This is a genomic window from Martinezella lusitana (assembly GCF_010668395.1).
Classification (GTDB): domain Bacteria; phylum Pseudomonadota; class Alphaproteobacteria; order Rhizobiales; family Rhizobiaceae; genus Rhizobium; species Rhizobium lusitanum_A.
Window position 1 is genome coordinate 130,974 of the sequence record NZ_WUEY01000005.1, and the last position, 23,121, is coordinate 154,094.

25 protein-coding genes are annotated in these 23,121 nt (G+C 61.5%); 10 read left to right on the forward strand and 15 right to left on the reverse strand.

Features of this window, described 5'->3' with window-relative positions:
* Positions 1–50 precede the first annotated feature (50 nt).
* From GR212_RS13425 to GR212_RS13435, 3 genes are all read right to left on the reverse strand, one after another.
* The gene (locus tag GR212_RS13425) at positions 51–557 is read right to left on the reverse strand and encodes a GNAT family N-acetyltransferase (RefSeq protein WP_163987066.1); all 507 of its coding nucleotides are present in this window, start codon (positions 555–557) and stop codon (positions 51–53) included.
* A 199-nt stretch (positions 558–756) separates the two neighbouring features.
* Complete coding sequence (gene typA / locus GR212_RS13430; protein WP_163987067.1) at positions 757–2,574, reverse strand: translational GTPase TypA; 1,818 nt, start codon at positions 2,572–2,574, stop codon at positions 757–759.
* Positions 2,575–2,807: 233 nt separating this feature from the next.
* Entirely contained in the window at positions 2,808–3,491 is a 684-nt protein-coding gene (locus GR212_RS13435; RefSeq protein ID WP_163987068.1) for a glutathione S-transferase family protein, read from the reverse strand.
* A 92-nt stretch (positions 3,492–3,583) separates the two neighbouring features.
* Here GR212_RS13435 and GR212_RS13440 point away from each other — a divergent pair, with 92 nt between their 5' ends.
* Both GR212_RS13440 and GR212_RS13445 read left to right on the forward strand, forming a co-directional pair.
* Positions 3,584–4,048: a MarR family winged helix-turn-helix transcriptional regulator gene (locus GR212_RS13440; protein ID WP_163987362.1), complete on the forward strand. Its 465-nt coding sequence runs from the start codon at positions 3,584–3,586 to the stop codon at positions 4,046–4,048.
* A gap of 112 nt (positions 4,049–4,160) precedes the next feature.
* Complete coding sequence (locus GR212_RS13445) at positions 4,161–4,610, forward strand: hypothetical protein (protein WP_163987069.1); 450 nt, start codon at positions 4,161–4,163, stop codon at positions 4,608–4,610.
* A gap of 43 nt (positions 4,611–4,653) precedes the next feature.
* Here the strand turns inward: GR212_RS13445 and GR212_RS13450 are convergent, their stop codons facing one another.
* Together GR212_RS13450 and GR212_RS13455 are read right to left on the reverse strand one after the other, a co-directional pair.
* On the reverse strand, positions 4,654–6,717 hold the full coding sequence (locus GR212_RS13450; RefSeq protein ID WP_163987070.1) for a M3 family metallopeptidase: 2,064 nt from the start codon (positions 6,715–6,717) through the stop codon (positions 4,654–4,656).
* 98 nt (positions 6,718–6,815) lie between these two features.
* Entirely contained in the window at positions 6,816–7,457 is a 642-nt protein-coding gene (locus tag GR212_RS13455) for a LysE family translocator (protein WP_163987071.1), read from the reverse strand.
* 162 nt (positions 7,458–7,619) lie between these two features.
* Between GR212_RS13455 and GR212_RS13460 the strand changes: the two genes are divergently transcribed.
* The gene (locus GR212_RS13460; protein ID WP_163987072.1) at positions 7,620–8,102 is read left to right on the forward strand and encodes a MarR family winged helix-turn-helix transcriptional regulator; all 483 of its coding nucleotides are present in this window, start codon (positions 7,620–7,622) and stop codon (positions 8,100–8,102) included.
* Positions 8,103–8,179: 77 nt separating this feature from the next.
* Here the strand turns inward: GR212_RS13460 and GR212_RS13465 are convergent, their stop codons facing one another.
* Positions 8,180–9,403, reverse strand: a complete 1,224-nt coding sequence (locus GR212_RS13465) for an argininosuccinate synthase (RefSeq protein WP_163987073.1) — start codon at positions 9,401–9,403, stop codon at positions 8,180–8,182.
* Positions 9,404–9,594: 191 nt separating this feature from the next.
* Between GR212_RS13465 and GR212_RS13470 the strand changes: the two genes are divergently transcribed.
* Positions 9,595–10,449 carry an SDR family NAD(P)-dependent oxidoreductase gene (locus GR212_RS13470; RefSeq protein ID WP_163987074.1) on the forward strand — a complete coding sequence of 285 codons (855 nt, stop codon included), beginning with the start codon at positions 9,595–9,597 and terminating at the stop codon, positions 10,447–10,449.
* 65 nt (positions 10,450–10,514) lie between these two features.
* Positions 10,515–11,156 (forward strand): LysE family translocator, encoded by a 642-nt coding sequence (locus tag GR212_RS13475; protein WP_163987075.1) that lies wholly within the window; start codon positions 10,515–10,517, stop codon positions 11,154–11,156.
* Here the strand turns inward: GR212_RS13475 and GR212_RS13480 are convergent.
* The 5 genes from GR212_RS13480 to GR212_RS13500 form a co-directional block, all read right to left on the reverse strand.
* The gene (locus tag GR212_RS13480; RefSeq protein WP_163987076.1) at positions 11,140–11,556 is read right to left on the reverse strand and encodes a hypothetical protein; all 417 of its coding nucleotides are present in this window, start codon (positions 11,554–11,556) and stop codon (positions 11,140–11,142) included. The two genes, GR212_RS13475 and GR212_RS13480, sit on opposite strands and share 17 nt — an antisense overlap.
* 5 nt (positions 11,557–11,561) lie before the next feature.
* Positions 11,562–12,779, reverse strand: coding sequence for a 23S rRNA (adenine(2503)-C(2))-methyltransferase RlmN (gene rlmN, locus GR212_RS13485; RefSeq protein WP_432444368.1), 1,218 nt, complete (start codon positions 12,777–12,779; stop codon positions 11,562–11,564).
* A gap of 305 nt (positions 12,780–13,084) precedes the next feature.
* Complete coding sequence (locus GR212_RS13490) at positions 13,085–13,633, reverse strand: invasion associated locus B family protein (RefSeq protein WP_163987078.1); 549 nt, start codon at positions 13,631–13,633, stop codon at positions 13,085–13,087.
* Between the two features lie 333 nt (positions 13,634–13,966).
* Entirely contained in the window at positions 13,967–14,356 is a 390-nt protein-coding gene (locus tag GR212_RS13495; RefSeq protein ID WP_163987079.1) for a YkvA family protein, read from the reverse strand.
* Positions 14,357–14,422: 66 nt separating this feature from the next.
* Positions 14,423–14,728, reverse strand: coding sequence for a 4a-hydroxytetrahydrobiopterin dehydratase (locus GR212_RS13500; RefSeq protein ID WP_163987080.1), 306 nt, complete (start codon positions 14,726–14,728; stop codon positions 14,423–14,425).
* Between the two features lie 35 nt (positions 14,729–14,763).
* Between GR212_RS13500 and GR212_RS13505 the strand changes: the two genes are divergently transcribed.
* Positions 14,764–15,228 carry a low molecular weight protein-tyrosine-phosphatase gene (locus GR212_RS13505; protein WP_163987081.1) on the forward strand — a complete coding sequence of 155 codons (465 nt, stop codon included), beginning with the start codon at positions 14,764–14,766 and terminating at the stop codon, positions 15,226–15,228.
* Here GR212_RS13505 and thpR read toward each other — a convergent pair.
* Positions 15,177–15,773 (reverse strand): RNA 2',3'-cyclic phosphodiesterase, encoded by a 597-nt coding sequence (gene thpR / locus GR212_RS13510; RefSeq protein WP_163987082.1) that lies wholly within the window; start codon positions 15,771–15,773, stop codon positions 15,177–15,179. The two genes, GR212_RS13505 and thpR, sit on opposite strands and share 52 nt — an antisense overlap.
* 68 nt (positions 15,774–15,841) lie before the next feature.
* Positions 15,842–16,492: an arylesterase gene (locus tag GR212_RS13515; RefSeq protein WP_163987083.1), complete on the reverse strand. Its 651-nt coding sequence runs from the start codon at positions 16,490–16,492 to the stop codon at positions 15,842–15,844.
* Positions 16,493–16,573: 81 nt separating this feature from the next.
* On the opposite strand from GR212_RS13515, the gene GR212_RS13520 reads away from it, so the two are divergent.
* The 4 genes from GR212_RS13520 (at position 16,574) to GR212_RS13535 (ending at position 21,428) form a co-directional block, all read left to right on the forward strand.
* Positions 16,574–17,284: an ABC transporter ATP-binding protein gene (locus GR212_RS13520; protein ID WP_163987084.1), complete on the forward strand. Its 711-nt coding sequence runs from the start codon at positions 16,574–16,576 to the stop codon at positions 17,282–17,284.
* Positions 17,281–19,827, forward strand: coding sequence for an ABC transporter permease (locus GR212_RS13525; protein ID WP_163987085.1), 2,547 nt, complete (start codon positions 17,281–17,283; stop codon positions 19,825–19,827). Before GR212_RS13520 ends, GR212_RS13525 begins: the two co-directional genes overlap by 4 nt.
* A gap of 184 nt (positions 19,828–20,011) precedes the next feature.
* A complete protein-coding gene (locus GR212_RS13530; protein WP_163987086.1) occupies positions 20,012–20,752 on the forward strand; it encodes a Bax inhibitor-1/YccA family protein in 741 nt (246 codons plus the stop codon).
* A gap of 118 nt (positions 20,753–20,870) precedes the next feature.
* On the forward strand, positions 20,871–21,428 hold the full coding sequence (locus GR212_RS13535) for a GNAT family N-acetyltransferase (RefSeq protein WP_163987087.1): 558 nt from the start codon (positions 20,871–20,873) through the stop codon (positions 21,426–21,428).
* Positions 21,429–21,480: 52 nt separating this feature from the next.
* Here GR212_RS13535 and GR212_RS13540 read toward each other — a convergent pair whose 3' ends face one another.
* Together GR212_RS13540 and GR212_RS13545 are read right to left on the reverse strand one after the other, a co-directional pair.
* On the reverse strand, positions 21,481–21,882 hold the full coding sequence (locus tag GR212_RS13540; RefSeq protein ID WP_163987088.1) for a DUF2794 domain-containing protein: 402 nt from the start codon (positions 21,880–21,882) through the stop codon (positions 21,481–21,483).
* A gap of 364 nt (positions 21,883–22,246) precedes the next feature.
* On the reverse strand, positions 22,247–22,990 hold the full coding sequence (locus GR212_RS13545) for a DUF1223 domain-containing protein (protein WP_163987089.1): 744 nt from the start codon (positions 22,988–22,990) through the stop codon (positions 22,247–22,249).
* Between the last annotated feature and the right edge of the window lie 131 nt (positions 22,991–23,121).

Genomic DNA, 23,121 nt, shown 5'->3' on the forward strand with positions numbered 1-23,121 from the left:
CGACTCGGTTTAAGGAATTATGCAGCGGGTTCAAAGTGCCACAGCGCCGCTCACGGCCAGACGAAACCGATCTTCCTGAGCTGCCTGTGGTCGAAAGTTTCGATGCCTTCGCAGAAATCCGCACCGCCCTGCCCGCGATAGAAGCGGTAGGCATTTTCATTTTCCTCGAGGCACCACACGACCAGTCCCTTGCAGCCGAGAGACTTCAGCAGCCGGCGCGCCTCGCCGAAGAGCATGCGCCCCAGGCCGAGGCCCTGATATTGCGGGCGCAGATAGAGTTCGTAGATCTCGCCTTCCTGAGGGAGCGCGCGGGCACGATTGAGCCCCAGCGTGGCATAGCCGGCAATTTCACCGGCGACATCCAGAACCAACAGCGTGGCCGGGCCGCTGGTCGCCTTGCGCCACCAGGATTCGCCGCGACGCTCGATCATCTGGCCGAGCGCGCGATGCGGAATGATGCCGGCATAGGTGTACTGCCACGACTGGCGGTGCACCTCCGAAATGGCTCGGGCATCATGGGGTTCTGCCCGCCGAACATCAATCGACAACGTCTTCATAACGTCTACTCTGGTCTCGCCAACGCGAATTAACCATCCTCATTCATAAAGATGGCGAACTTGCCCACAGGCTTTATCCGTGGATCATTAATAAAAATTAACGACTTTTTAACCTTTAGGACAAGGGCTCAAAAACCGAACACACAAATAAAAACCCCGGCACGATGGCCGGGGTCGAGTGGTTCTGGACGATACGCGATCAGGCCAGGCGGGCCTTCTCGAAGCGCTTGCGCTCGTTCGGATCGAGATACATCTTGCGCAGGCGAATCGACTTCGGCGTAACTTCCACCAGCTCGTCGTCCTGGATCCAGGAGAGCGCGCGGTCGAGCGTCATGCGGATCGGCGGCGTCAGCTTCACGGCTTCATCCTTGCCGGCGGCGCGGATGTTGGTGAGCTTCTTGCCCTTCAGCACGTTGACTTCGAGGTCGTTGTCGCGGGTGTGGATGCCGATGATCATGCCGGCATAGACCTTCTCGCCGGCATCGATGATCATCGGACCGCGGTCTTCCAGGTTGAACAGGGCATAGGCGACGGCTTCGCCGGCTTCGTTGGCGAGCAGAACGCCGTTGACGCGTCCGCCGATCTCGCCCTTGTAGGGCTGGTAGTCGTGGAACAGGCGGTTCATGACGGCGGTGCCGCGCGTATCGGTCAGAAGTTCCGACTGGTAACCGATGAGGCCGCGGGTCGGCGCCCAGAACACGAGTCGGACGCGATTGCCGCCCGAAGGACGCAGCTCGGCCATTTCGGCCTTACGCTCGGACATCTTCTGGACGACGATACCGGAATGCTCTTCATCGACGTCGATGACGACTTCTTCGATCGGCTCGAGAAGCTGGCCGCTCTCGTCCTTGTGCATGACGACGCGCGGACGCGACACGGCAAGCTCGAAGCCTTCGCGACGCATGGTTTCGATCAGAACGGCGAGCTGCAATTCGCCGCGGCCGGAGACATAGAACGAGTCCTTGCCTTCGGCTTCCTCGATCTTCAGCGCGACGTTGCCTTCGGCTTCCTTGAACAGGCGGTCGCGGATGACGCGCGAGGTGACCTTGTCGCCTTCGGTGCCGGCATAGGGGCTGTCGTTGACGATGAAGGACATGGTGACGGTCGGCGGGTCGATCGGCTGCGCGATCAGCGGCTCGCTGACCTGCGGATCACAGAAGGTATCTGCAACCGTACCCTTGGAAAGGCCGGCGATGGCGACGATGTCACCAGCCTGCGCTTCTTCGATCGGCTGGCGTTCGATGCCGCGGAAGGCGAGGATCTTGGAGATGCGGCCGGTTTCGATCGTGTTGCCGTCGGCGTGCAGAACCTTGACGGCCTGGTTCGGCTTGATCGAGCCGGAATGGATGCGGCCGGTGATGATGCGGCCGAGGAAGGGATTAGCTTCCAGGATCGTGCCGATCATGCGGAACGGGCCTTCGCCGACGGTCGGCTCCGGAACGTGCTTGACGACGAGATCGAGAAGCGGGCCGAGGCCTTCGTCCTTCGGACCTTCGGGCGAATAGTTCATCCAGCCGTTACGGCCGGAACCGTAGAGGATCGGGAAGTCGAGCTGTTCGTCGGTCGCGTCGAGATTGGCGAAGAGATCGAAGACTTCGTTGATGACTTCGTCGGCGCGGGCGTCCGGACGGTCGATCTTGTTGATCGCAACGATCGGGCGCAGGCCAACCTTGAGAGCCTTGCCGACGACGAACTTGGTCTGCGGCATCGGGCCTTCGGCGGCATCGACGAGAACGATCGCGCCATCCACCATCGACAGGATACGCTCGACTTCGCCGCCGAAGTCGGCGTGGCCGGGGGTATCGACGATGTTGATGCGGGTATCCTTCCAGACGACCGAGGTCGCCTTGGCGAGAATGGTGATGCCGCGTTCCTTTTCCAGATCGTTGGAATCCATGACGCGCTCAGCAACGCGCTGGTTCTCGCGGAAGGAGCCGGACTGCTTCAGGAGCTCGTCGACGAGGGTGGTTTTCCCATGGTCAACGTGCGCGATAATCGCGATGTTGCGAAGTGCCATATGTCTTAATCTCTGAGGCTGGGGCGCTGTATAAAGCAAACAGGCCAATTACGTTTGGCGCGCTCATACCCTTTTTTTCGCGAATGCGAAAGGGGGGAGGCAAGAAAGCAGCCGAAAGCCAGCTTTTCGTGCCTCACGAGCGCATCAACCTCGCAATTATAGTGAGGGTTCTCCGTTCTCCCTGCCGCCAACATCAAAGGCTGCGCCCGCCTTCTTTAGGACCACGCCATCCGTCAAGCGGCGCGCTTCAGCAGCCAAGCGTCATGATTGACCAGGAAAACCTTGAGACGATCCGCATAGTCGTGCGTCACCGCGTCCCGCACGCTTTGCCGCAAAGCCAATTCCTTGCGCCACGCCATGACACGCGGTAGCCGGTCGAAGACGCCGGTCGGTGTTATGGTGTCGAACACGTCAAAATAACGAAAGATCGGCGCAAAGACCGCATCGACCAGGCTGAACGCCTCGCCCGAGAAAAAGGGACCATCCTTCAACTCTGTCTCGACGCGAGCGAACTTTTCGGCCAGCGCTTTCCGCTTGATCTCGTAGATTTCCTCAGCCTTGGCGGTCTCGAATCCCCACAGGTCCGAAAGGATGGAAGAGCCGAATTCCATCCAGCCGCGATGCTGGGCACGGATCAGTGGATCGGCCGGATGGAGCTTTGCGCCGGACTGGGTTTCCTCGAGATATTCGCAGATCACGGCACTCTCGAACAGGACCGTTTCCGCTCCACCGTCTTCCCGCACGATCAAGAGCGGCACCTTGCCGAGCGGGGAAATGGCTAGAAACCAGTCGGGCTTGGCCGACAGATCGACATAGCGGAAATCGAATGGCGCACCCTTTTCGGCAAGCGTGATTGCGGCTCGCTGGACGTAGGGGCAAAGGTGATGGCTGATGAGGGTCAGCTTGGCGTCGGGCATGATCAAATCTCCTGGAGCCTTCGCTCAATATAGATGCATTTGCATCTATATGCGCACTTGCCAGCATGGTCAATATAGATGTAATTGCATCCATGTCCGATTGTTCAGATACCAAGACCCCGCAGCCCTCGCCCGCCGTCACCCGCGCGTGGATAGGCCTCATGCGGACACAACAGATCGTCCTGGCTGCAATCGAGCAAGACTTGAAAGCAGCCGGGCTGCCGCCGCTCGGCTGGTATGACGTGCTGCTGGAGCTGGTGCGGGCCACCGGCGGCAGACTGCGACCCTACGAAATCGAGGAGCGGACGCTACTTGCCCAGCATAACCTGTCCCGCCTGCTCGACCGGATGGAAAAGGCAGGCCTTGTCCGCCGCGAAGTGTTTTCAGAGGATGGCCGGGGCCGTTGGGTGGTTATCCGCGAGGCGGGCAGCGCCATGCGGGACCGCATGTGGACCGCCTATGCCTCGGCCCTTCAACGTCACCTCGGCGACAAGCTCGATGATGTTCAAGCCGATCAACTGACCGAGCTGTTGGCGCTGCTCTCGCGCAAATCCTGATTTACAGGGCAAAATCGGTCCGGGCACACAAATCGGCGGTAAGCAGATCTCAAGATCACTGACATGCCAATTTCACGGCGCTCAAAACAACTGCCACCCCACAGAGGCACATATGTTTAGAATTCTCTATCAAGGCGATCTTTTTGCTGACTACTTCCAGATATATCTGCGCGACGAAACCCACCCCGATCTGCCGGATAATTATACGGACGAGACGCTGGCACGCCGCCTTACCGTCGGACCCTATGCAATCATCTTCCATACGGCGCGCAACATGATGGTGCCAGTCAGCGTGGAGTGGCACGATCAGTGCCCAACTCCTGAGCTCGACGCCCAAAAGTATGTGGTCGAAGCCGGGTTCGACTGCCCTTCAGGCCAGCTCGTATTAGCCGGATTGACCGATTACGAGCCCGACGCTCCCCGACTTCCAGTGAAAGTGGGGCCGCTCGGCGTGCGCGTGAGCATGTTCGGCCTCGATACCCTTAGCGAAGACGGGCTCGATGGGGACGACCGCTATCTCGTGCAGCTTTGGCCCGAGGCTAAGAACGGGCGGCAGGGCTAGTTAGAGCATCCTCCATCGCGAGAATTCGTGTCCGGCCGTTAAATCAGGCCGCCAGCCCCTTCTTCTTCAGCATCGCATCCGGGCTCGGCAGCTTGCCGCGGAAAGCCTTGTAGGCGTCCTCCGGGTCGATCGACCCGCCGACCGAATAGATGTTGGCCTTCAATTTTGCGGCCATCTCCGGATTGAAGGCATCGCCGGTTTCCTCGAAGGCGGCGAAGGCATCGGCATCGAGTACCTCCGACCACATGTAGGAATAGTAGCCGGCCGAATAGCCGTCGCCGGAAAACACATGCTGGAAGTGCGGCGTCGCATGGCGCATGACGATCGATTTCGGCATGCCGATCCCCGCCAGCACTTCGCCCTGCACCGCCATCGGATCCTCGACTGCGCCGCGGGTATGAAACGCCATGTCGACCAAGGCCGACGAGGTGAACTCGACGGTGTTGAAGCCGGCATTGAAGGTGCGGGCTGCCAGAACCTTGTCGAGCAGCGCCTGCGGGATCGGCGCGCCGGTCTCGTAGTGGACGGCATATTGCTTGAGGATCGCGGGTACGGTCAGCCAGTGCTCGTAGAGCTGCGACGGCAGCTCGACGAAATCGCGGGAAACGCCCGTGCCCGAAACGGATGGGTAGGTGACGTTCGACAGCATTCCATGCAACGCATGACCGAATTCGTGGAACAGCGTGCGCGCGTCGTCGAGCGACAGCAGCGCCGGCCGGCCTTCCGCAGGCTTGGCGAAGTTGCAGACATTGTAGATGATCGGCAGCTCGCCGACCTCGCCGTTCTTCAGCGGCAGCTTGTGCTGCGACTGGAACGAGCTCATCCAGGCCCCGGAGCGCTTCGAGCTGCGGGCGAAATAATCGCCGAGGAACAGCGCGACCAACTTGTCCGAGCGGTCACGGATCTCGAAGACACGCACGTCGGGATGATAGGCGGGGATGCCCTTCTGCTCGACAGCCTTGATGCCGAAAAGGCGGCCGGCGACATCGAAGCAGGCGGCGATGATCTTTTCGAGCTGCAGATAGGGCTTCAGCTCCGTTTCGGAGAAATCGAACTTCCGCGTCCGGATCTTCTCGGCATAGTGCCGCCAGTCCCAGGGCATGACCTCGTGATTGCGGCCTTCCTCGGCGATCAGCGCGGCAATATCCTTTTCCTCCTCGCCGGCACGAGCCGCCGCCTTCGACCACACGGCCATGAGCAGATCGTTCACCGCTTCCGGCGTCTTCGCCATGGTGTTGTCGAGCTTCAGTTCGGCGAAATTGGCATAGCCGAGCAGCTTCGCCTTCTCCGCCCGCAGCGCCAGCGTCTCGCGGATGATCTCGCGGTTGTCGGTTTTGCCGCCATTGGCGCCGCGCGCCACCCATGCGTTGAAGGCCTGCTCGCGCAGGTCGCGGCGCTCGGAGGAGGTCAGGAAGGGTTCGATGATCGAGCGCGACAGCGTGACCGCGTACTTGCCGTCCTCGCCGCGCTCACGCGCGGCCGACGCCATCGCCTCGCGCAGATAGTCCGGCAGGCCGGCGAGATCGGCTTCTTCCGACAGCAGAAGCACCCAGCCCTTTTCATCGGCAAGCACGTTCTGGCCGAAATGCGCGCCAAGACCCGCAAGCGTCTCGTTGATCGTCGACAGGCGCTCCTGCTCGGCCTTCGGCAATTTCGCGCCCGATTTGACGAAACCTTTCCAGTGCCGCTCCAGCACACGGGTTTCTTCCACCGTCAGCCCGAGAGCGTCACGCCCCTCCCAGAGGGCGTCGAGGCGGGCAAAAAGAGCCGCATTCGTGCCGATCTTCGAATAATGCCGCGCCATCTTCGGCGCAATCTCGCGCTCCAGCGCCTGGATCGTCTCGTTCGTATGCGCGCCGGCCTTGTTCCAGAACAGCGCCGAAATACGCGACAGCTCGTCGCCGGCGATTTCGAGCGCGATCACCGTATTGGCGAAGGTCGGCGGCTCGCCGTCACCGGCAATCGCGTCGATCTCCGCCTCGTGCGAGGCAAGCGCCGCGTCGAAGGCGGCGGCAAAATCCGTATCCTTCACGGCATCGAAACGCGGCAGCCCCTGATGTCCGGTCCATTCGACGAGCGCAGGATTGACGGCGGTAAGGGAAGACATGCGGGGCATCCTTTCGACAGACATCTGATCGAAGCACGATATAAGGCGACCCCCGCCGAATTGGTATGGCGGCGAGCGAACAAATTGGAGGAGGACGATCAGGCCTTGCGCCAGCCGAGCAGGCCGGGCGTAGCATGCCAGAGCGCCTGCGCGGCAAAGCCCATGAAGAGCACGCCGGAACAGCGCACGATCAGCCGTTCATGCGCGCGATAGAACCGCCGCACGGCGCCCGCTCCGATGATGCCGATGAGAATCAGGTCCGCCGTTATGAAGCCGACGAAGGAGACGACGAGCAGCAACGGCAGCGCGCTGAAGGTCAGCGCGCTCGCAGAGCCTGCGACGAGGGCCGTGAAGGTCGCCAGCGCAACGGGATATCCCTTGGGATTGGTGACGCCGAAGATCAGGCCGCGACGGAAGGGACGGTCGACATTGACGAGCGATTTGCCGTCACCCTTCGGCTTGGCCGTCACCGCGTTCCAGCCGATCCAGGCAAGATAGAAGCCGCACAGCAATCCCAGCAGGTCGAAGACGAAGGTGCCGATGGTCTTGGCGCCGACGATGGCGACCAAAGCAAGCGTGGACCAGATGATATCGCCCAGCAGGTGACCGCTGACGAAGAGCGCGCCGGCCTTGCGCCCCTGCCCCGCTCCGATGCCGAGGAGAGCCAGGAAAGCGGGCCCCGGAATGAGCACATAAAAAAGCGCGGCAAGAAAGGCGCCGACAACAAGCGATTGCGTCATGATGGATGTTCCCGCTGGTAATCGCGTGAGAGTAGCAATCTGCGGAATCCGGTCAAGCCGCAGTTCATTTTAAGTCTGAAGAAGCCGTTGTGTTCGGGGAACGAAAACAATAAGAACGTAGCGGGGCCCCAAAAATTAAAGAGCGTAGGTAGGGAAGCGCTTATGAACAGCAGGATTAATACGGACTCGCTCGCTTTTCTTGTAAGCGATTGCGCCCGACTGATCAGAGCGGCCTTCGAGCGACGCATTCTTGTCGCGGGGCTCGGACTGACGGCGGGTGAAGCCCGAACACTGATGCAGGTCGCCGCCATCAATGGCAGCCGCCAGCTAGACATCGCCTCCCGGATGGGGCTGGAGCCGATGACCGTCAGCGCCTTTCTGGACAAGCTGCAGGCACGGGGCCTGATCGAACGCCAGCCGGACCCGCTCGACCGCCGCGCCAAGCGGATCGTGCTCTCGGAATCCGCCGACGCCAAGTTGAAACAGATCGACAGGGAAGTCTGCGAAGTCGAGCGCAATGCGACGCAGGGCTTCGACAAGGAGCTGCAGGTGCAACTGCATGACGCGCTCTGCGCCTTCCGCAGCAATCTGCAGAAGGCCGAAGCGCCTGCCGAAGTCGAACGCGAACTGCGGCCGGTCGACTAACCCGACCACCACCTTTCACAAAGAGAAAGCCCGCCTCCGGCGACCGGAAGCGGGCTTTTCTGTATCTGTTATATGATTTACTTCGACAGATTACGCTTGGCGAGCGTGCGCAGGCGCAGCGCGTTGAGCTTGATGAAGCCGGCTGCGTCCTTCTGGTCGTAGGCGCCCTGGTCGTCCTCGAAGGTGACGAGCTTGTCGGAGTAAAGCGACTTCGGGCTTTCGCGGCCGATCGTCATGACATTGCCCTTGTAGAGCTTCAGCGTCACTTCGCCTTCGACATGCTCCTGGCTCTTGTCGATCAGGGCCTGCAGCATCTCGCGCTCCGGCGAGAACCAGAAGCCGTAATAGATCAGCTCGGCATAGCGCGGCATCAGCTCGTCCTTGAGGTGCGCCGCACCGCGGTCGAGCGTGATGGATTCGATGGCGCGATGGGCTGCGAGCAGGATCGTGCCGCCGGGGGTCTCGTAGACACCGCGCGACTTCATGCCGACGAAGCGGTTCTCGACGAGGTCGAGGCGGCCGATACCGTTGTCGCGGCCATACTCGTTGAGCTTTGCCAGCAGCGTCGCCGGGCTCAGGCGCTCACCGTTGATCGACACGGCATCGCCCTTTTCGAAACCGACCTTGATGACGGTCGCCTTGTCCGGAGCCGCTTCCGGGGAAATCGTGCGCATGTGCACGTATTCGGGTGCCTCCTGCGACGGATCCTCCAGAACCTTGCCCTCGGACGAGGAGTGCAGCAGGTTGGCATCGACGGAGAACGGCGCCTCGCCCTTCTTGTCCTTGGCAACCGGAATCTGGTGCTTCTCGGCGAATTCGAGCAGGTCGGTGCGGCTCTTGAACGACCAGTCGCGCCACGGAGCGATGATCTTGATATCCGGGTTCAGCGCATAGGCCGACAGCTCGAAGCGAACCTGGTCGTTGCCCTTGCCGGTCGCGCCATGCGCGATGGCATCGGCGCCGGTCTTCTTGGCGATCTCGATCAGGTGCTTGGAGATCAGCGGACGGGCGATCGAGGTGCCGAGCAGGTAGACGCCTTCGTAGACGGCATTGGCACGGAACATCGGGAAGACGAAATCGCGCACGAATTCCTCGCGCACATCCTCGATATAGATTTCCTTGATGCCGAGCAGCTCGGCCTTCTTGCGCGCCGGCTCCAGCTCTTCGCCCTGGCCGAGATCGGCGGTGAAGGTCACGACTTCAGCGCCCAGCTCCGTCTGCAGCCACTTCAGGATAATCGAGGTGTCGAGACCGCCGGAATAGGCGAGAACGACTTTCTTCACGTCTTTATGTGATGCCATGATGAGTTCCGTTTCAAAGCGAGCCAGAGGAGAGGCCCGCAAACCTGTGTCGCGAAACTTTTAGCGAGATTATCGTGAGGCGCAAGGGGAAGCGCGGCATAGCGCCTCGCGCGGGTTCGACGCGGGTTTGACTCGCCTCCGGAAAGCACCATATTCGGCGCCGAGCAAGCAATGCCTCGGAGGGCACCCCTTTGACCGATATTCAGGACATTTTCAAGAAATCCAATGTTGCCGTTATCACCGGAGGCGCATCCGGCATCGGCTTCGCAGCCGCGAAATATTTCGCCTCGCTCGGCATGAGCGTCGCGATCGCCGATCTCGGCGGCGACAGGCTGGCGCAAGCAGCGGCCGAGCTCAAGGCGATCACAGGCGAGGAACACGTCCTGGCCGTCGAGACCGACGTCGCCAGCAAGGAGGCTCTGGAAGCGCTGGAGCGCGCCGTTCTGCAGCGTTTCGGCCGTGTGCATGTGCTGATGAACAATGCCGGCATCGGCCCGGAAACCTCGATCTTCAGCGCCCAGACCGGCTGGGACGCCATCCTCGGCGTCAATCTGCTCGGCGTCATCAACGGCACGCGGGTCTTCGGGCCAGGAATGCTGGCGCATGGCGAACCGGGCGTTATCATCAATACCGGCTCGAAGCAGGGCATCACCACGCCGCCGGGCAATCCGGCCTACAATGTCTCGAAAGCCGGCGTGAAGGTGTTTACCGAAGCGCTGCAGCACGAGCTGCGCAACACTGCGGGCGGGAAGATATCGGCGCACCTCCTCATTCCCGGCTTCGTCTTCACCGGCCTCACCAAGGGCGAGCGCAAGGAAAAGCCGGCCGCCGCCTGGACGCCGGAGCAGACGGTCGAGTTCATGGTGGAAAGCCTGGAACGCGGCGATTTCTACATCCTCTGCCCCGACAACGACGTGGCCCGTCCGACCGACGAACGCCGCATGCTCTGGGCGGCGGGCGATATCGTCGAGAACCGGCCGCCGCTGTCGCGCTGGCACCCCGACTATGCCGATCAATTCAAGGCCTTCCTCGAAAAGAAGGATTGATTTGCAATCCCCCGAAAGCCGGATAAGAAAACACGCATCCCGCCATCCGGCTTTCGGAGCATCCCATGGACTTCATACCCAGCCTGCCGACCCTTCTCGCCTTTTCGGCAGCAAGCCTGTTACTGGCGATGACGCCCGGTCCCGACATGACGCTGTCGATCAGCCGCGCACTGGCGCAGGGAAAGAAGGCCGCTCTCTTCGTCGTCCTCGGCACCACGCTCGGCGTGGTCGTCCACACCTGCCTGGTGGCCTTCGGCATTTCGGCGCTGATCACGGCCTCGCCGGTCGCCTTCACGGTACTCAAGACAGGGGGTGCGGCCTATCTTCTGTGGCTGGCGATCCAGGCGATCCGCTTCGGCTCCAGCCTGTCGGTCAAGAAGGTCGATGCGGTCAGCGGAACGCCGCTCTCCAACATCTCCAACGGCTTCTGGGTCAACCTGCTGAACCCCAAGGTCATCATCTTCTTCATGACCTTCCTGCCGCAGTTCGTCACGGCAGGCGATCCCGCCGTCACCCACAAACTGCTCTTCCTCGGCTTCTTCTTCATCGTGGTCGGCATGCCGGTGAACGTCATCGTCGTTCTTGCCGCCGACGGCCTGTCATCCTGGCTGCAGAGGAACCGCGGCGTCATGCGCGGTCTCGACTACGCCTTTGCCAGCGTCTTCTCGATTTTCGCGGTAAAGATCTTCTTCACTCAGGCTCGCTGAGGATAGGGTGCCGGCCGGCAATCAACCAGTAGACGGTAGCGCAGGCCGCTCCCAGGAAGGCGAAGCAGACCGCGATCGTGATCAGATTGAGGGGCTGCGGCTTTTCCATGGCACCTGAAATCAGGATGGAAGCCACCGTCGACAGGGCGGCGCCGTAGATCGCATAGCCGAACCAACGGCGGACGCCGCGCCATTCCATGATCGGAATGACGACCAGAGACGGCAGAATGCTGACGATCATCGCCGCCTTGGTCATCTCGACGGTCAGAGCCAAAAGCTCCGGCACTCCGGTCCCAGGCAGGGTATAGGCGGCGACGCAGGCCAGCACGAAGCCCATCAGCGCGCAAGCGGCGACATAGCCCCAAAGGAGCCTGATCGGCTTGCGCAGTCCGAGGAGCATCGATCTCAATCCTCGCCGTGATTGGCGATCATCATGGCTTCGAACGCCAATCGCTCCGTCTTGCGCATGCGCTCGGACTCCGACTTCAGCTGACCGCAGGCGGCGAGAATGTCGCGCCCGCGCGGCGTGCGGATCGGGGAGGCATAGCCGGCCGAATTGATGAAATCGGCAAACTTCTCGATCTGCTCCCAGTCCGAACACTGATAGTTGGTGCCGGGCCAGGGGTTGAAGGGGATCAGGTTGATCTTGGCCGGGATGCCTTTCAGCAGCTGGATCAGCCCCTTCGCATCCTCCAGGCTGTCGTTGACGCCCTTCAGCATCACATATTCGAAGGTGATGCGCCGCGCATTGGACAGGCCCGGATAGGCGCGGCAGGCGTCCATCAGCTCCTTCAGCGGATACTTCTTGTTGATCGGCACAAGCATGTCGCGCAGGTCGTCGCGCACGGCATGCAACGAGATTGCCAGCATGACGCCGATCTCGTCGCCTGTGCGATAGATTTCCGGCACGACGCCCGAGGTCGAAAGCGTGATGCGACGCTTCGAAAGAGAAAGGCCGTCGCCGTCCGACGCGATCAGCAGCGCCGTCTTGACGCTGTCGAAATTATAGAGCGGCTCGCCCATGCCCATCATGACGATATTGCTGACCTTGCGGCCCTCGGCCGGCATGATCGTGCCCTGCGGAGCCTCGCGATCCGGGAAATCGCCGAGACGATCGCGCGCCAACAGCAGCTGCGACAGGATTTCCTCCGCCGTCAGGTTGCGCACCAGGCGCTGCGTGCCGGTATGACAGAAGGAACAGGTGAGCGAACAGCCGACCTGGCTGGAAATGCAGAGCGTGCCGCGCCCCTCTTCGGGAATGTAGACCGCCTCGATCTCGACGGGCCGGCCGGCGCCGCGCGGCGGGAACCGCAGCAGCCATTTGCGGGTGCCGTCGTTGGAAACCTGCTCCTCGACGATTTCGGGACGCGCGATGGTGAAATGCGTCTTCAGCATCTCGCGCATGTCCTTCGACACATTCGCCATGGCATCGAAATCGGAGACGCCGCGCACATAGATCCAGTTCCAGAGCTGGCTGACACGCATCTTGATCTGCTTGTCGGGGACGCCCTTTTCCTTGAGCGCGGCACCCATTTCCTCGCGCGTCAGGCCGATCAGCGACGGCTTCGGCGAAAGTTCGACCGGCTGCGACACGGGCATCGGCTTGAGCTTGGGATGGGTCATGACATCGGTGGCGGACATAGGATCATTCCAACGGTTCACATCGGCGATGCCGCAAAAGCTGACGAAAGCTGCGGATGCGGGCAAGGCACGGAAATCTGAAGATTCATGCGGTGGCGGGACAAGCTGTCTGCCGCACACCTGCTGTTGGCGCGGCCTTTAGCATTAATTTCCGCCCGCGTCATCCCTTTCCCTCAAAAGCGCAGGCTGGCCCTCAAAAAGCGAAAGGCCGGTCCATACGGCCGGCCTCGTCTTTGCGGTCGCGGCGGCGGGAGGATCACGTTACCGTGATCTCTCGACGCTCGATCTTACTTGCAGTTTTCGATCTGCTTCAACGCGGCGCTGACGCCCTTCAGCGAATAGGTGTAGGAGGTCGCCGTCCCCTTCTTCGATGTCGCCGAAACCTTCAGCGAATGGCCGGACTTCAGAGCCGCCACCAGCGCGGGCTCCTGCGCCGCGTTCTCGACCCAGGCAGCCTTGTCCTTGGTGAACATCACGAAGGTCTTGTTGTCGATGACGACGTTGACCTTGGAGTTGTCCTTGAGGGGATAGCCCATCATCGCCTGCGGCTCATAGGAAATGTTCTGGCCCGGGCGCTGCGACACGATGAAGAAATTGTCACCATGGTCGATGCCCGTTGCCGGCATCTTCGCGGTCGGCACGGACAGAACGTAGCAGACCTTGCCGCCGGCGGACTGGTAGGAATAGGCGCCCCAGGCGTCGAATTGCTGAATGCGCGACGGAGAGGCCGGCGCCGCTGCTGCCGCTGCCTGCGTCTGCTTCTTGGTCTGTGCGGACGCGATACCGGTGCCGGCCAGAACGAGCGAGAGGGCGATTGCGAAGCTTTTTACAAACATGGTTTCCTGCCGATTTCTTGCGGTCCAGAGCTCATGGCGATTCGATTGACGCACGCCTATGCTCGTGAGCTGCCTCATTTTGACTTTATTCAGGTTACCAAACCGTCAACGGAGCGCTGCCCACCATCGGCTCCGTGTCATTTCAATCCAGATATCGTGCTAGGTTTGAAACACATCAGAAGGAATTGGAAAACCCGGATGGTGGAGCACCATCCTACGGGTTCGATTTAAGACAGAAAGATTCGGGCAAGAATTTGACCTCGCTAAAATCAGAGGAGCCTCATAAAGCTCTGGAAACCCGAGAGGATTCGGATCTCCCTCGCGGAGCCCGCATCAGACCGTCTTCATGCCCTCGGGTTCGTTCTCCAGAGCCCGGTCGGCGGCATCGTAATGTTCCTGGCGGATATGGCCCCTGATCATGCTGAAGGCGAGCGTCAGTACCGCGACGTCATCGGAGTAGCCGATGACGGCAAAAAAATCGGGAATGATGTCGATGGGCATGACGAAATAGCCGAGCGCCGCCAGCAATATGCCGCGAACACGCGTCGGCGTCTGCGGGTCGAGCGCGCAATAGAAGGCGGCCACGACATCGCGGGAAAACGGGATATGGCGAGCCGCCTTCCGCAAGGTCGGCCAGAATTTCCTGCGCACCGATTTCTCCTGCTCTTTTTGGGTCTCTTCGTCACCAGGCAACAGGATTTCCCCGTACTTGATGTCATCCATTCCATTCACCTCTACCGGGGCCCGTCGCCCGGGCCGTGTAAACATATGGTGATCGCCTGGCGCGATTCAATCGAGCCGACGCACGGCGGCCTTCTCCATCGCCTTGGCCAGCTTGACGTCATGGTCGGTCAACCCGCCGACATCATGCGTCGTCAGCTTCACTTCGACACGGGAATAGACGTTGAACCATTCCGGGTGATGGTTGAACTTTTCGGCGGCAAGGGCAGCTTCCGTCATGAAGCCGAAAGCCTCGACGAAATTGCGGAACTTGAACGTCTTCGAAAGCGAAAGACCATCGGCCGCAAGCGCCCAGCCATTCAGCTCGGCAAGGTTTTCATCGATTGCCGCGCGGTCCAGCTTCTCGTATTTCATGACAAATCACTCCTCTCTAGCGGTTGAACGATAGCATGGATCGTCACAGGATTCTTTTCGTCTGCGCCGGCAACATCTGCCGGTCGCCTCTCGCCGAAGGCATATTCAGGCATCTGGCGAGCGCGGCCGGCCGCGCGGGCGAATTCGAAATCGATTCGGCCGGCACCGGCGGCTGGCATCAGGGGCAGCGTCCGGATCGCCGTTCGATTGCCGCCGCGGCCGATCATGGAATCGATATTTCAGGCCAGCGTGCCCGACGCATCGCATCGGCCGACTTCGGCGGGTTCGATCTGATCCTGGCAATGGATCAAGACAATTTGAAGAACTTGCGCAAGACAGCGCCTGCCGATGCTCTCGGCAAGCTGCATCTTTTCAATGCCCTTGCGCTTGGCAGCAACAAGGACATTCCCGATCCCTATTACGGCGACCGCGAGGATTTCGAGATGGTCTACACCATGCTCTTGGCTGGCTGCAGCGCGCTGTTGCCCAAAGTCGGATAAGTGCTTCTGGGCTCGTGAAGCGGGAATATCTCTTCCGTCAGATAGGGACCGCCGCCGACCGACTCGCGCGACGACAGAAGCACGAAGCGCCCGACCGTGAACGGCTGGGTGTAGAAATTGCCGCGGCCGGAGAGATAGTGCACCACATCGTCGACCCGCGAGGATTTCAACCTGGCGAGCGTGACGTGCGGCGTGAACTTGCGTGGATCCGGCTGCAGGCCGATCCGCTGGCAGATGCGCTCGATTTCACCTTGCAGGGCGGACATGTCCGGTGACTGGGAGACCCCGGCCCAAACCGAATGCGGTTTCTTGGAGCCGAAGGAACCTATGCCCTCCAGCCGAAGCTGGAACTCAGGGCGATCTATCCGGTCCAGCCTGTCGACGATCTCATCAGCCGTCCGGCCATCGACATCGCCGATGAACCGCAGAGTGATGTGATAATTTTCAACGTCGATCCACCTGGCTCCCGGGAGACCACCGCGCAACAATGACAGGCTCATGGCCGCGTTGCGCGGAATTTCGAGGGCGGTAAAAAGTCTCGGCATGACGAGGACTCCCCGAATCTCTTGCAGGTTTGAGTAGGGAATCACGCATTTGCAGTCGGTGCAAGCATCTATTTCGCACCTGCGTCAATCATCCCTACAAAACTCATAACAGCCGGCAACATGCGCTCGACCATGACATCGACACCCTTTGGGTTCGGATGCATGCCATCCGAGAGTTGCAGATCCGCATGCGCGGCGACGCCGTCGAGAAAGAACGGATAGAGGGCAAGCTGGTATTTGCCGGCCAGACGCTTATAGATCGGATTGAATTTCTCTGCGTAGTCCGACCCCATGTTCGGCGGTGCCAGCATGCCCACGAGAAAGATCGGAATCTTTCTGTCCTTCAGCCGCTCGATCATCGTCTCGAGGTTCTTTTCCGTCTGCTCCGGCGGAATGCCGCGAAGCGCGTCGTTGGCGCCGAGCTCGAGAACGACGCCATCGGTGCCGTCGGGCACCGACCAGTCTATGCGCGAGAGCCCGCCCGACGTCGTATCGCCCGAGACGCCGGCATCGGCGACGGCCACGTCCAGCCCCTTGGCCTTCAGCGCGGCCTCCAGCTTGGCGGGAAATCCATCCCCGGGCGGCAGCTGATAGCCTGCCATCAGGCTGTCGCCGAAGCCGACCAGCTGGATCGTCCGCGCTTCTGCAGCGCCCACCGCGCCAAACAAAAGACCGAAAGTGATGACAGCGAATTGAAACGCGGCAACTTTAAAACCCATGATCCATTCCCTAAATTCGCTGCTCGGGCCTATCGCGCCCGCCATTGTCTCTGATGTTCTCTGATATATAGGGCGTTCGCATTGGCAAAAACCATTATCGAGCTGAAGAAGGCGGATTTGACGCTCGGCAATGCCGCCGCGTCGGTCCATGTGCTGAAGAGCATCGACCTCACGATCATGGAGGGTGAATCCGTCGGCATCGTCGGCCCCTCCGGCTCCGGCAAGTCCACCCTGCTGATGGTGCTGGCCGGCCTCGAAAAGCTCGACGGCGGCGAACTGGTGATCCGCGATACGCCGTTGCACAGCCTGAGCGAGGATCGCATCGCCGATTTCCGCGGCCGCAACATCGGCATCGTCTTCCAGTCCTTCCATCTCATCGCCAACATGACGGCGCTGGAAAACGTCGCCGTGCCGCTGGAGCTTGCCAACAACAAGGACGCCTTCGACATCGCCCGGCGGGAGCTGGAGGCGGTGGGGCTGGGCGAGAGGCTCACGCACTATCCCGGCCAGCTTTCCGGCGGCGAGCAGCAGCGCGTGGCAATCGCCCGCGCGCTCGCCCCCTCGCCGGCCGTCCTGATCGCCGACGAGCCGACGGGCAATCTCGACACCGACACCGGACGCCAGATCGCCGACCTGCTTTTTGCCCAGCAGGCCGAACGTGGCACGACCATGCTGCTCGTGACCCACGATCCGGCGCTTGCCGCGCGCTGCTCGCGCCAGATCCGCGTTCGATCCGGCGAAATCGAGAACGACAGCACGCGCACGCGCGCCAACCAGGCAGCCATTGCATGAGCCCGGCGGGACTTCGCCTGCCGCTCGCCTTCCGCCTCGCCCTGCGTGAACTGCGCGGCGGCCTTGGCGGCTTCTACATCTTCCTCGCCTGCATCGCGCTCGGCACCGGCGCGATCGCTGCCGTCAATTCCGTATCGCGCTCGATCACCGACGCGATCTCGACACAGGGACAATCGCTGCTGGCAGGCGACGTCCGTTTCGAGCTGCGCAACCGGGAGGCATCCCCCGAGGAGCTCGCCTATCTCCAGGGCCTCGGCACGCTCTCCCGCTCCACCAACCTGCGCTCCATGTCCCGCCTGCTCGATGGCTCCGACCAGGCGCTGGTCGAGGTCAAGGCGGTCGACGGCGCCTATCCGCTCTACGGCAGCTTCCAGGCCGATCCCGAGCAGCCGCTATCGACCCTGCTTGCCGCCAGAGATGGCGCCTATGGCGCCGTGGTCGCGCCGCTGCTGCTCGAACGGCTGAACCTCAAGGTCGGCGGCGATCTGCTGCTGGGCAACACCAGACTGCGCATCACCGGCACCATCGCCAATGAACCGGATGCCGTCTCCGAAGGTTTTGGCCTTGCCCCCCGACTGCTCACCAGCCGCGACGCATTGACGGCCTCCGGCCTGATCACCACAGGCAGCCTCGTCGAGCAGGCCTACAGGATCCGCATGGACAATCCTGCCGCCGGTCTGCGCAATATCGGCGATCGCGCCAATGCCGCCTTCCCACAAGCGGGCTGGTCGATCCGCACCAGCAGCCGTGCCGCGCCCGAGCTTGCCGACAACATCACCCGCTTCTCGCAGTTCTTGACGCTGGTCGGGCTGGCGGCCCTCATCGTCGGCGGCGTCGGCGTCGCCAATGCCGTGCGCGCCTTTCTCGACTCGAAACGCACCACCATCGCCACCTTCAAATGCCTGGGCGCACCGGCCTTCGTCGTGGTGCTGATCTATCTCATCCAGATCGCTGTCATCGCGCTGGCGGGCGTCGCCGCCGGTCTTGTCCTCGGCGCCATCGCTCCAGTGATCGCTTCGCAGTTCATGGCGGAATTCCTGCCCATTTCGACCGCACCCCGGCTCTATCCCGGCGCGCTGACGCTTGCTGCCCTCTTCGGCCTGCTGACGACCCTTGCCTTTGCCATTCCTCCGCTCGGCCATGCCCGCGAGGTGCCGGCGACGGCGCTGTTCCGCGAGCAGGGCTTCGAAACCCGCCGCCTGCCCGGCTGGCCCTATCTGCTCGCCGCGGGCCTGCTGATGGCGGCGCTTGCAGCGCTGGCGATCGTTACCGCCTATGACCGCTTCCTCGCGATCGTCTTCGTCGTCTCGATCGCCGGGGCCTTCGTCGTGCTGCGCGTGGTCGCTGCCCTGCTTTCCTGGCTTGCCCGCCGCAGTCCGCGCGTGCGCTCGCCGGCGCTGCGCCTGGCAATCGGCAACATCCACCGGCCGGGCGCGCTCACCTCCTCCGTCGTGCTGTCGCTCGGCCTCGGCCTGGCGCTGCTGGTGACCCTGACGCTGATCGACGGCAACATGCGCCGTGAGCTGATGGGACGCATGAGCGAACAGGCGCCGAACTTCTTTTTCGTCGATATCCAGGGACCGGAGCTGGAAGGCTTCCGCAAGATCGTGCTCGCCGAGGATCCGAAGGGCAAGCTCGTGGAAGCGCCGATGCTGCGCGGCCGTATCGTCGCCTTCAACGGCGAGGATGTGACGAAGATGAAAGTGCCGGCCGCCGGGCAATGGGTCCTGCGCGGCGACCGCGGCATCACCTATGCCGAAACCGTGCCGGAAAACGCCTCGGTCACCGAAGGCAAATGGTGGGACAAGGACTATGGCGGCGAACCGCTCGTTTCCTTTTCAGAGGAGGAAGGCAAGGCGCTCGGCCTGAAGCTCGGCGACAAGGTTACCGTCAACGTGCTCGGCCGCAACGTCACCGCCAGGATCGCCAGTTTCCGCAAGGTGCAATGGCAGTCGCTGTCGATCAATTTCGTGATGATCTTCTCGCCCAATACCTTCAAGGGCGCACCGCATGCCTGGCTGGCAACGCTGACCGATACGTCGGCGACCTCCGCACAGGAGGCCGCGATCCTGAGGAAAGTCACCAATACCTATCCGACCATCACCAGCGTCCGCGTCAAGGATGCGCTCGATGTCGTCAATACTTTGGTCGGGCAGCTCGCGACCGCCATCCGCTCGGCCGCCTCCGTCGCGCTGATCGCATCCGTGCTGGTGCTGGCCGGGGCGCTCGCCGCCGGCAATCGCGCCCGCACGCACGACGCCGTCATCCTCAAGACGCTCGGCGCGACGCGTGCCACGCTGATTCGCGCCTTCAGCTACGAATACCTGATCCTCGGCGCGGCGACCGCAATCTTCGCGCTGATCGCCGGGGCGGCATCCGCCTGGTATATCGTCAGCCATATCATGCACCTGCCGTCGGCCTTCCTGCCCGGCGTCGCCTTCTCGACGCTGATTATCGCCCTGGTGCTGACGGTCGGCATCGGCTTGATCGGCACATGGCGCATCCTCGGCCAGAAGGCGGCACCCGTTCTGCGCGAGCTTTGATTCGCGCGGAGAGCCGTCAAAACGGCCCGATATTACATCGATTTAACACGGGGCCGGCCGCTTGACCCTTGTGTATAAGGCCTGAAAGCCTCATATTCTGTGCAGGCATGCTGGAGCTCCGCAGCGGCGCCTGGGTCCGAAAGACCCGACACCGTATTCAAATCGGAGCTTGAAAGAGGAAAACATGGCTGACTTTCGCAATTACCAAAACCGGGTGCAGAGCGGTGCACAGTCCGGTGCGATGATAGACGCTGGCCTTCGAGCCTACATGCTCAAGGTCTATAACCTGATGGCGCTGGGTCTGGCGATCACGGGTGTTGCCGCCTATCTCTCCTTCTCGCTCGCTTTCGCAGACGGACAGATCACGACCTTCGGTCAGGCGATCTATCTGAGCCCGCTGAAGTGGGTGGTGATCCTGGCTCCGCTGGCAATGGTCTTCTTCCTGAGCTTCAGGATCAACCGCATGAGCGTGGCCGCCGCGACGACGACCTTCTGGGTCTACGCCGCGCTGGTGGGCCTGTCGCTGTCGTCGATCTTCATCATCTACACCGGCCAGAGCGTCGTGCAGACCTTCTTCGTGACCGCCGCCTCGTTCGGCGCGCTGTCGCTCTACGGCTACACGGCCAAGCGTGATCTCTCGGCGATGGGTTCGTTCCTGATGATGGGTCTCTTCGGCCTCATCATCGCCTCGCTGGTCAACATCTTCCTGGCTTCGTCCGCGCTGCAGTTCGCCATCTCCGTGATCGGCGTGCTGATCTTCGCAGGCCTCACCGCCTACGACACGCAGCGGATCAAGGAAATGTACTACGCCGCCGACGATGCCACCGTGGCCGGCCGCAAGGCCATCATGGGCGCCCTGTCGCTCTACCTGGACTTCATCAACCTGTTCATGTTCCTGCTGCGGTTCATGGGCAACCGAAACTAATCGCGCGGCGTGAACAACCATCGAAAAGGCGGCTTCGGCCGCCTTTTTATTTGCCTGGTCACAGCTCGTGCGATTTGATAGCAGCCGTCGCAAACCGCAGATCAGGCCACAAAAGCAGATGTCCGTCAGCCTTCGCAGCGCTTCCACAGACGACCTTTCCCACATCACGACAATCTATCGCGACTCCGTGCTGAACGGCACGGCGAGCTACGAGATCACGCCGCCGACCGAGGAGGAAATGGCGGCGCGCTTTCAGGCGATCCGGGAGAAGGGCTATCCCTATATCGTCGCCGAAGACGAGGCGGGCGCGTTTCTCGGCTATGCCTACGCCTCGTCGTTCCGCACGCGGCCGGCCTATCGCTGGATGGTGGAGGATTCGATCTACCTGGCACCGCAGGCCCGCGGGCGCGGCGTGGGCAGGCTGCTGCTAGATACATTGGTGGAGAGCTGCCAGACGCTCGGCTTCCGCCAGATGATCGCCGTGATCGGCGGCGCCCATCCCGCCTCCGTCGCCGTGCATCGCGCCGCAGGCTTCACCGAGGCCGGCCTCCTGAAAGGCACCGGCTACAAGCACGGCCGATGGCTGGATACCATGCTGATGCAGAAAGCGCTCGGGGACGGCAACGGCAGTGATCCGGATCCCGCAGTTTATCCGGGGACGTTGTTTGGAGGATAGATCTGCGCTCCTGTTGAGCCCCTGACACCCCTCCCCAACTGTGGAGAAACGGCTACTTGTCCACCAGCTTCAGCTGCTTGTCGAAAACCTTCAGGACCTGCTGCAGGTCGTGGCCGCGCTTCAGGATCATGCCATTGGTATTGATGACGGAGAAGGCGCCCTGCTTGGCCGCAAGCTTCGGATTCTTTTCGATACAGAAGAGCGGCATCTCGCCGGAACGCTTGAAGACGGAAAAAACCGCCTTGTCCTTGAGGTGGTCGATGGCGTAGTCCCGCCACTCGCCTTCGCCGACCATGCGGCCGTAGATCCACAAGATCGCGTCCAGCTCCCGGCGATGGAAGGTCACCGGCAGCGGATCCTTGCTCTGTTTGTATTCCCTGAGATCGACGACTACGGAGGAGTTCGTATCGACGGAACGGCTTTCACCGTGTCGCAAATCCGGCTGATCAGTCATCAATCCCCCAGGGGTTATCTCATGACAGGAGAATGACAGTTTGCCTCAGCCGCATCAAATTGCAAGACGGGTGAGGCCTCACAATTTCTTTCCCGCGCCTGAAACCATCTCCTCCATGCCGCATTTCAGTCAAAACGACGCCCAATTTACAGGAAGTATAGAGGGCCGTTTGGCGCCGCCGCGTCAAACGGCCCGGCCGGGGCGCATCGATTAAACCCCAGCCCCGAATGCGTCCCGCCGGGCACTTCCTCTTTTTGGCGCCAGCCAAAATAGAGACCTTTTTGGCGCAAGCCGAAATAGAGAGCTTTTGGGCGCAAGCCGAAACAGGAAGCTTTCGGCACAGGCCGAAATTCGGGGAAACCATTCAGCCGTCGGAACCGACCGTCAGAACCGTCGCCCCGAGGATCGCCGCCGGATCGCCCGAAGGCGTCGAGGATTGCAGGAGGACGGCCATTCCTCTTCGTCCGGCCTTGTCCAGCACGTTGGAAGGCAGCACGAGGCTCATGGCCTTGCCGTCCCACATGCCGACCGTTTCAACATCCGACACGGCATGCATATAGGCGATCTGCTGGCCATTGTTTTCGCCACCCTTCGGCGCCACCATCTGCTCCTTGTCGAAATAGACGATGACCACATTGGCCTTGCCCTGGCCGGCGCCGATCCTGATCTCCAGTTCGTCGCCCTTCATGGCCGCATTTACCGGGATCGTCAGCCCCTCGCCGACACGCTGGAAATCGTCGAGCTTTACATTGATGGCGTCGAGGTCGGCGCCGTTCATATGGTCCCGGCCGTTGACGATCGCCTGCGGCGTATAGACCCCGCTGCGCCCAAGCGTGCGGGCATAGGCATATTGGCGCGCCGTATTGTCCTTGGACGCCATGGTGTCGTTCCAGCCGAGATAGTTCCAATAGTCGACGTGATAGGCAAGGGCCACCACATCGCCCTGGCGGATCAGCTTGCGGAAGGCCGCATCGGCGGGGGGACAGGAGGCGCAGCCCTGCGAGGTGAAGAGCTCGACGACACCCTTGATCTTCGCGGCCTCCTGCGCGTGCAACGAACTTGCCAGCGCGATGCCTGCCAGAAGCGAAACCGAAAATCGAAGGCGCATTTCCCTTTTACCTCTGTCTCAAAGTTCCAGAGCCATCTGCCGCACAGGTCCCGAAACGCTCACGCTCCCTGGGCAACCAAGCCCACATCAAGCCCGAAAAATCTGAAACAAGAGATAATGGTTTAGCGCGA

Bases quoted from the DNA above. Each gene is read 5' to 3' on its own strand.
- GR212_RS13425 (WP_163987066.1), bottom strand. From the start codon at position 557: ATGAAGACGTTGTCGATTGATGTTCGGCGGGCAGAACCCCATGATGCC.
- typA (WP_163987067.1), bottom strand. From the start codon at position 2,574: ATGGCACTTCGCAACATCGCGATTATCGCGCACGTTGACCATGGGAAA.
- GR212_RS13435 (WP_163987068.1), bottom strand. From the start codon at position 3,491: ATGCCCGACGCCAAGCTGACCCTCATCAGCCATCACCTTTGCCCCTAC.
- GR212_RS13440 (WP_163987362.1), top strand. From the start codon at position 3,584: ATGTCCGATTGTTCAGATACCAAGACCCCGCAGCCCTCGCCCGCCGTC.
- GR212_RS13445 (WP_163987069.1), top strand. From the start codon at position 4,161: ATGTTTAGAATTCTCTATCAAGGCGATCTTTTTGCTGACTACTTCCAG.
- GR212_RS13450 (WP_163987070.1), bottom strand. From the start codon at position 6,717: ATGTCTTCCCTTACCGCCGTCAATCCTGCGCTCGTCGAATGGACCGGA.
- GR212_RS13455 (WP_163987071.1), bottom strand. From the start codon at position 7,457: ATGACGCAATCGCTTGTTGTCGGCGCCTTTCTTGCCGCGCTTTTTTAT.
- GR212_RS13460 (WP_163987072.1), top strand. From the start codon at position 7,620: ATGAACAGCAGGATTAATACGGACTCGCTCGCTTTTCTTGTAAGCGAT.
- GR212_RS13465 (WP_163987073.1), bottom strand. From the start codon at position 9,403: ATGGCATCACATAAAGACGTGAAGAAAGTCGTTCTCGCCTATTCCGGC.
- GR212_RS13475 (WP_163987075.1), top strand. From the start codon at position 10,515: ATGGACTTCATACCCAGCCTGCCGACCCTTCTCGCCTTTTCGGCAGCA.
- GR212_RS13480 (WP_163987076.1), bottom strand. From the start codon at position 11,556: ATGCTCCTCGGACTGCGCAAGCCGATCAGGCTCCTTTGGGGCTATGTC.
- rlmN (WP_432444368.1), bottom strand. From the start codon at position 12,779: ATGACCCATCCCAAGCTCAAGCCGATGCCCGTGTCGCAGCCGGTCGAA.
- GR212_RS13490 (WP_163987078.1), bottom strand. From the start codon at position 13,633: ATGTTTGTAAAAAGCTTCGCAATCGCCCTCTCGCTCGTTCTGGCCGGC.
- GR212_RS13495 (WP_163987079.1), bottom strand. From the start codon at position 14,356: ATGGATGACATCAAGTACGGGGAAATCCTGTTGCCTGGTGACGAAGAG.
- GR212_RS13500 (WP_163987080.1), bottom strand. From the start codon at position 14,728: ATGAAATACGAGAAGCTGGACCGCGCGGCAATCGATGAAAACCTTGCC.
- GR212_RS13505 (WP_163987081.1), top strand. From the start codon at position 14,764: ATGGATCGTCACAGGATTCTTTTCGTCTGCGCCGGCAACATCTGCCGG.
- thpR (WP_163987082.1), bottom strand. From the start codon at position 15,773: ATGCCGAGACTTTTTACCGCCCTCGAAATTCCGCGCAACGCGGCCATG.
- GR212_RS13515 (WP_163987083.1), bottom strand. From the start codon at position 16,492: ATGGGTTTTAAAGTTGCCGCGTTTCAATTCGCTGTCATCACTTTCGGT.
- GR212_RS13525 (WP_163987085.1), top strand. From the start codon at position 17,281: ATGAGCCCGGCGGGACTTCGCCTGCCGCTCGCCTTCCGCCTCGCCCTG.
- GR212_RS13530 (WP_163987086.1), top strand. From the start codon at position 20,012: ATGGCTGACTTTCGCAATTACCAAAACCGGGTGCAGAGCGGTGCACAG.
- GR212_RS13535 (WP_163987087.1), top strand. From the start codon at position 20,871: ATGTCCGTCAGCCTTCGCAGCGCTTCCACAGACGACCTTTCCCACATC.
- GR212_RS13540 (WP_163987088.1), bottom strand. From the start codon at position 21,882: ATGACTGATCAGCCGGATTTGCGACACGGTGAAAGCCGTTCCGTCGAT.
- GR212_RS13545 (WP_163987089.1), bottom strand. From the start codon at position 22,990: ATGCGCCTTCGATTTTCGGTTTCGCTTCTGGCAGGCATCGCGCTGGCA.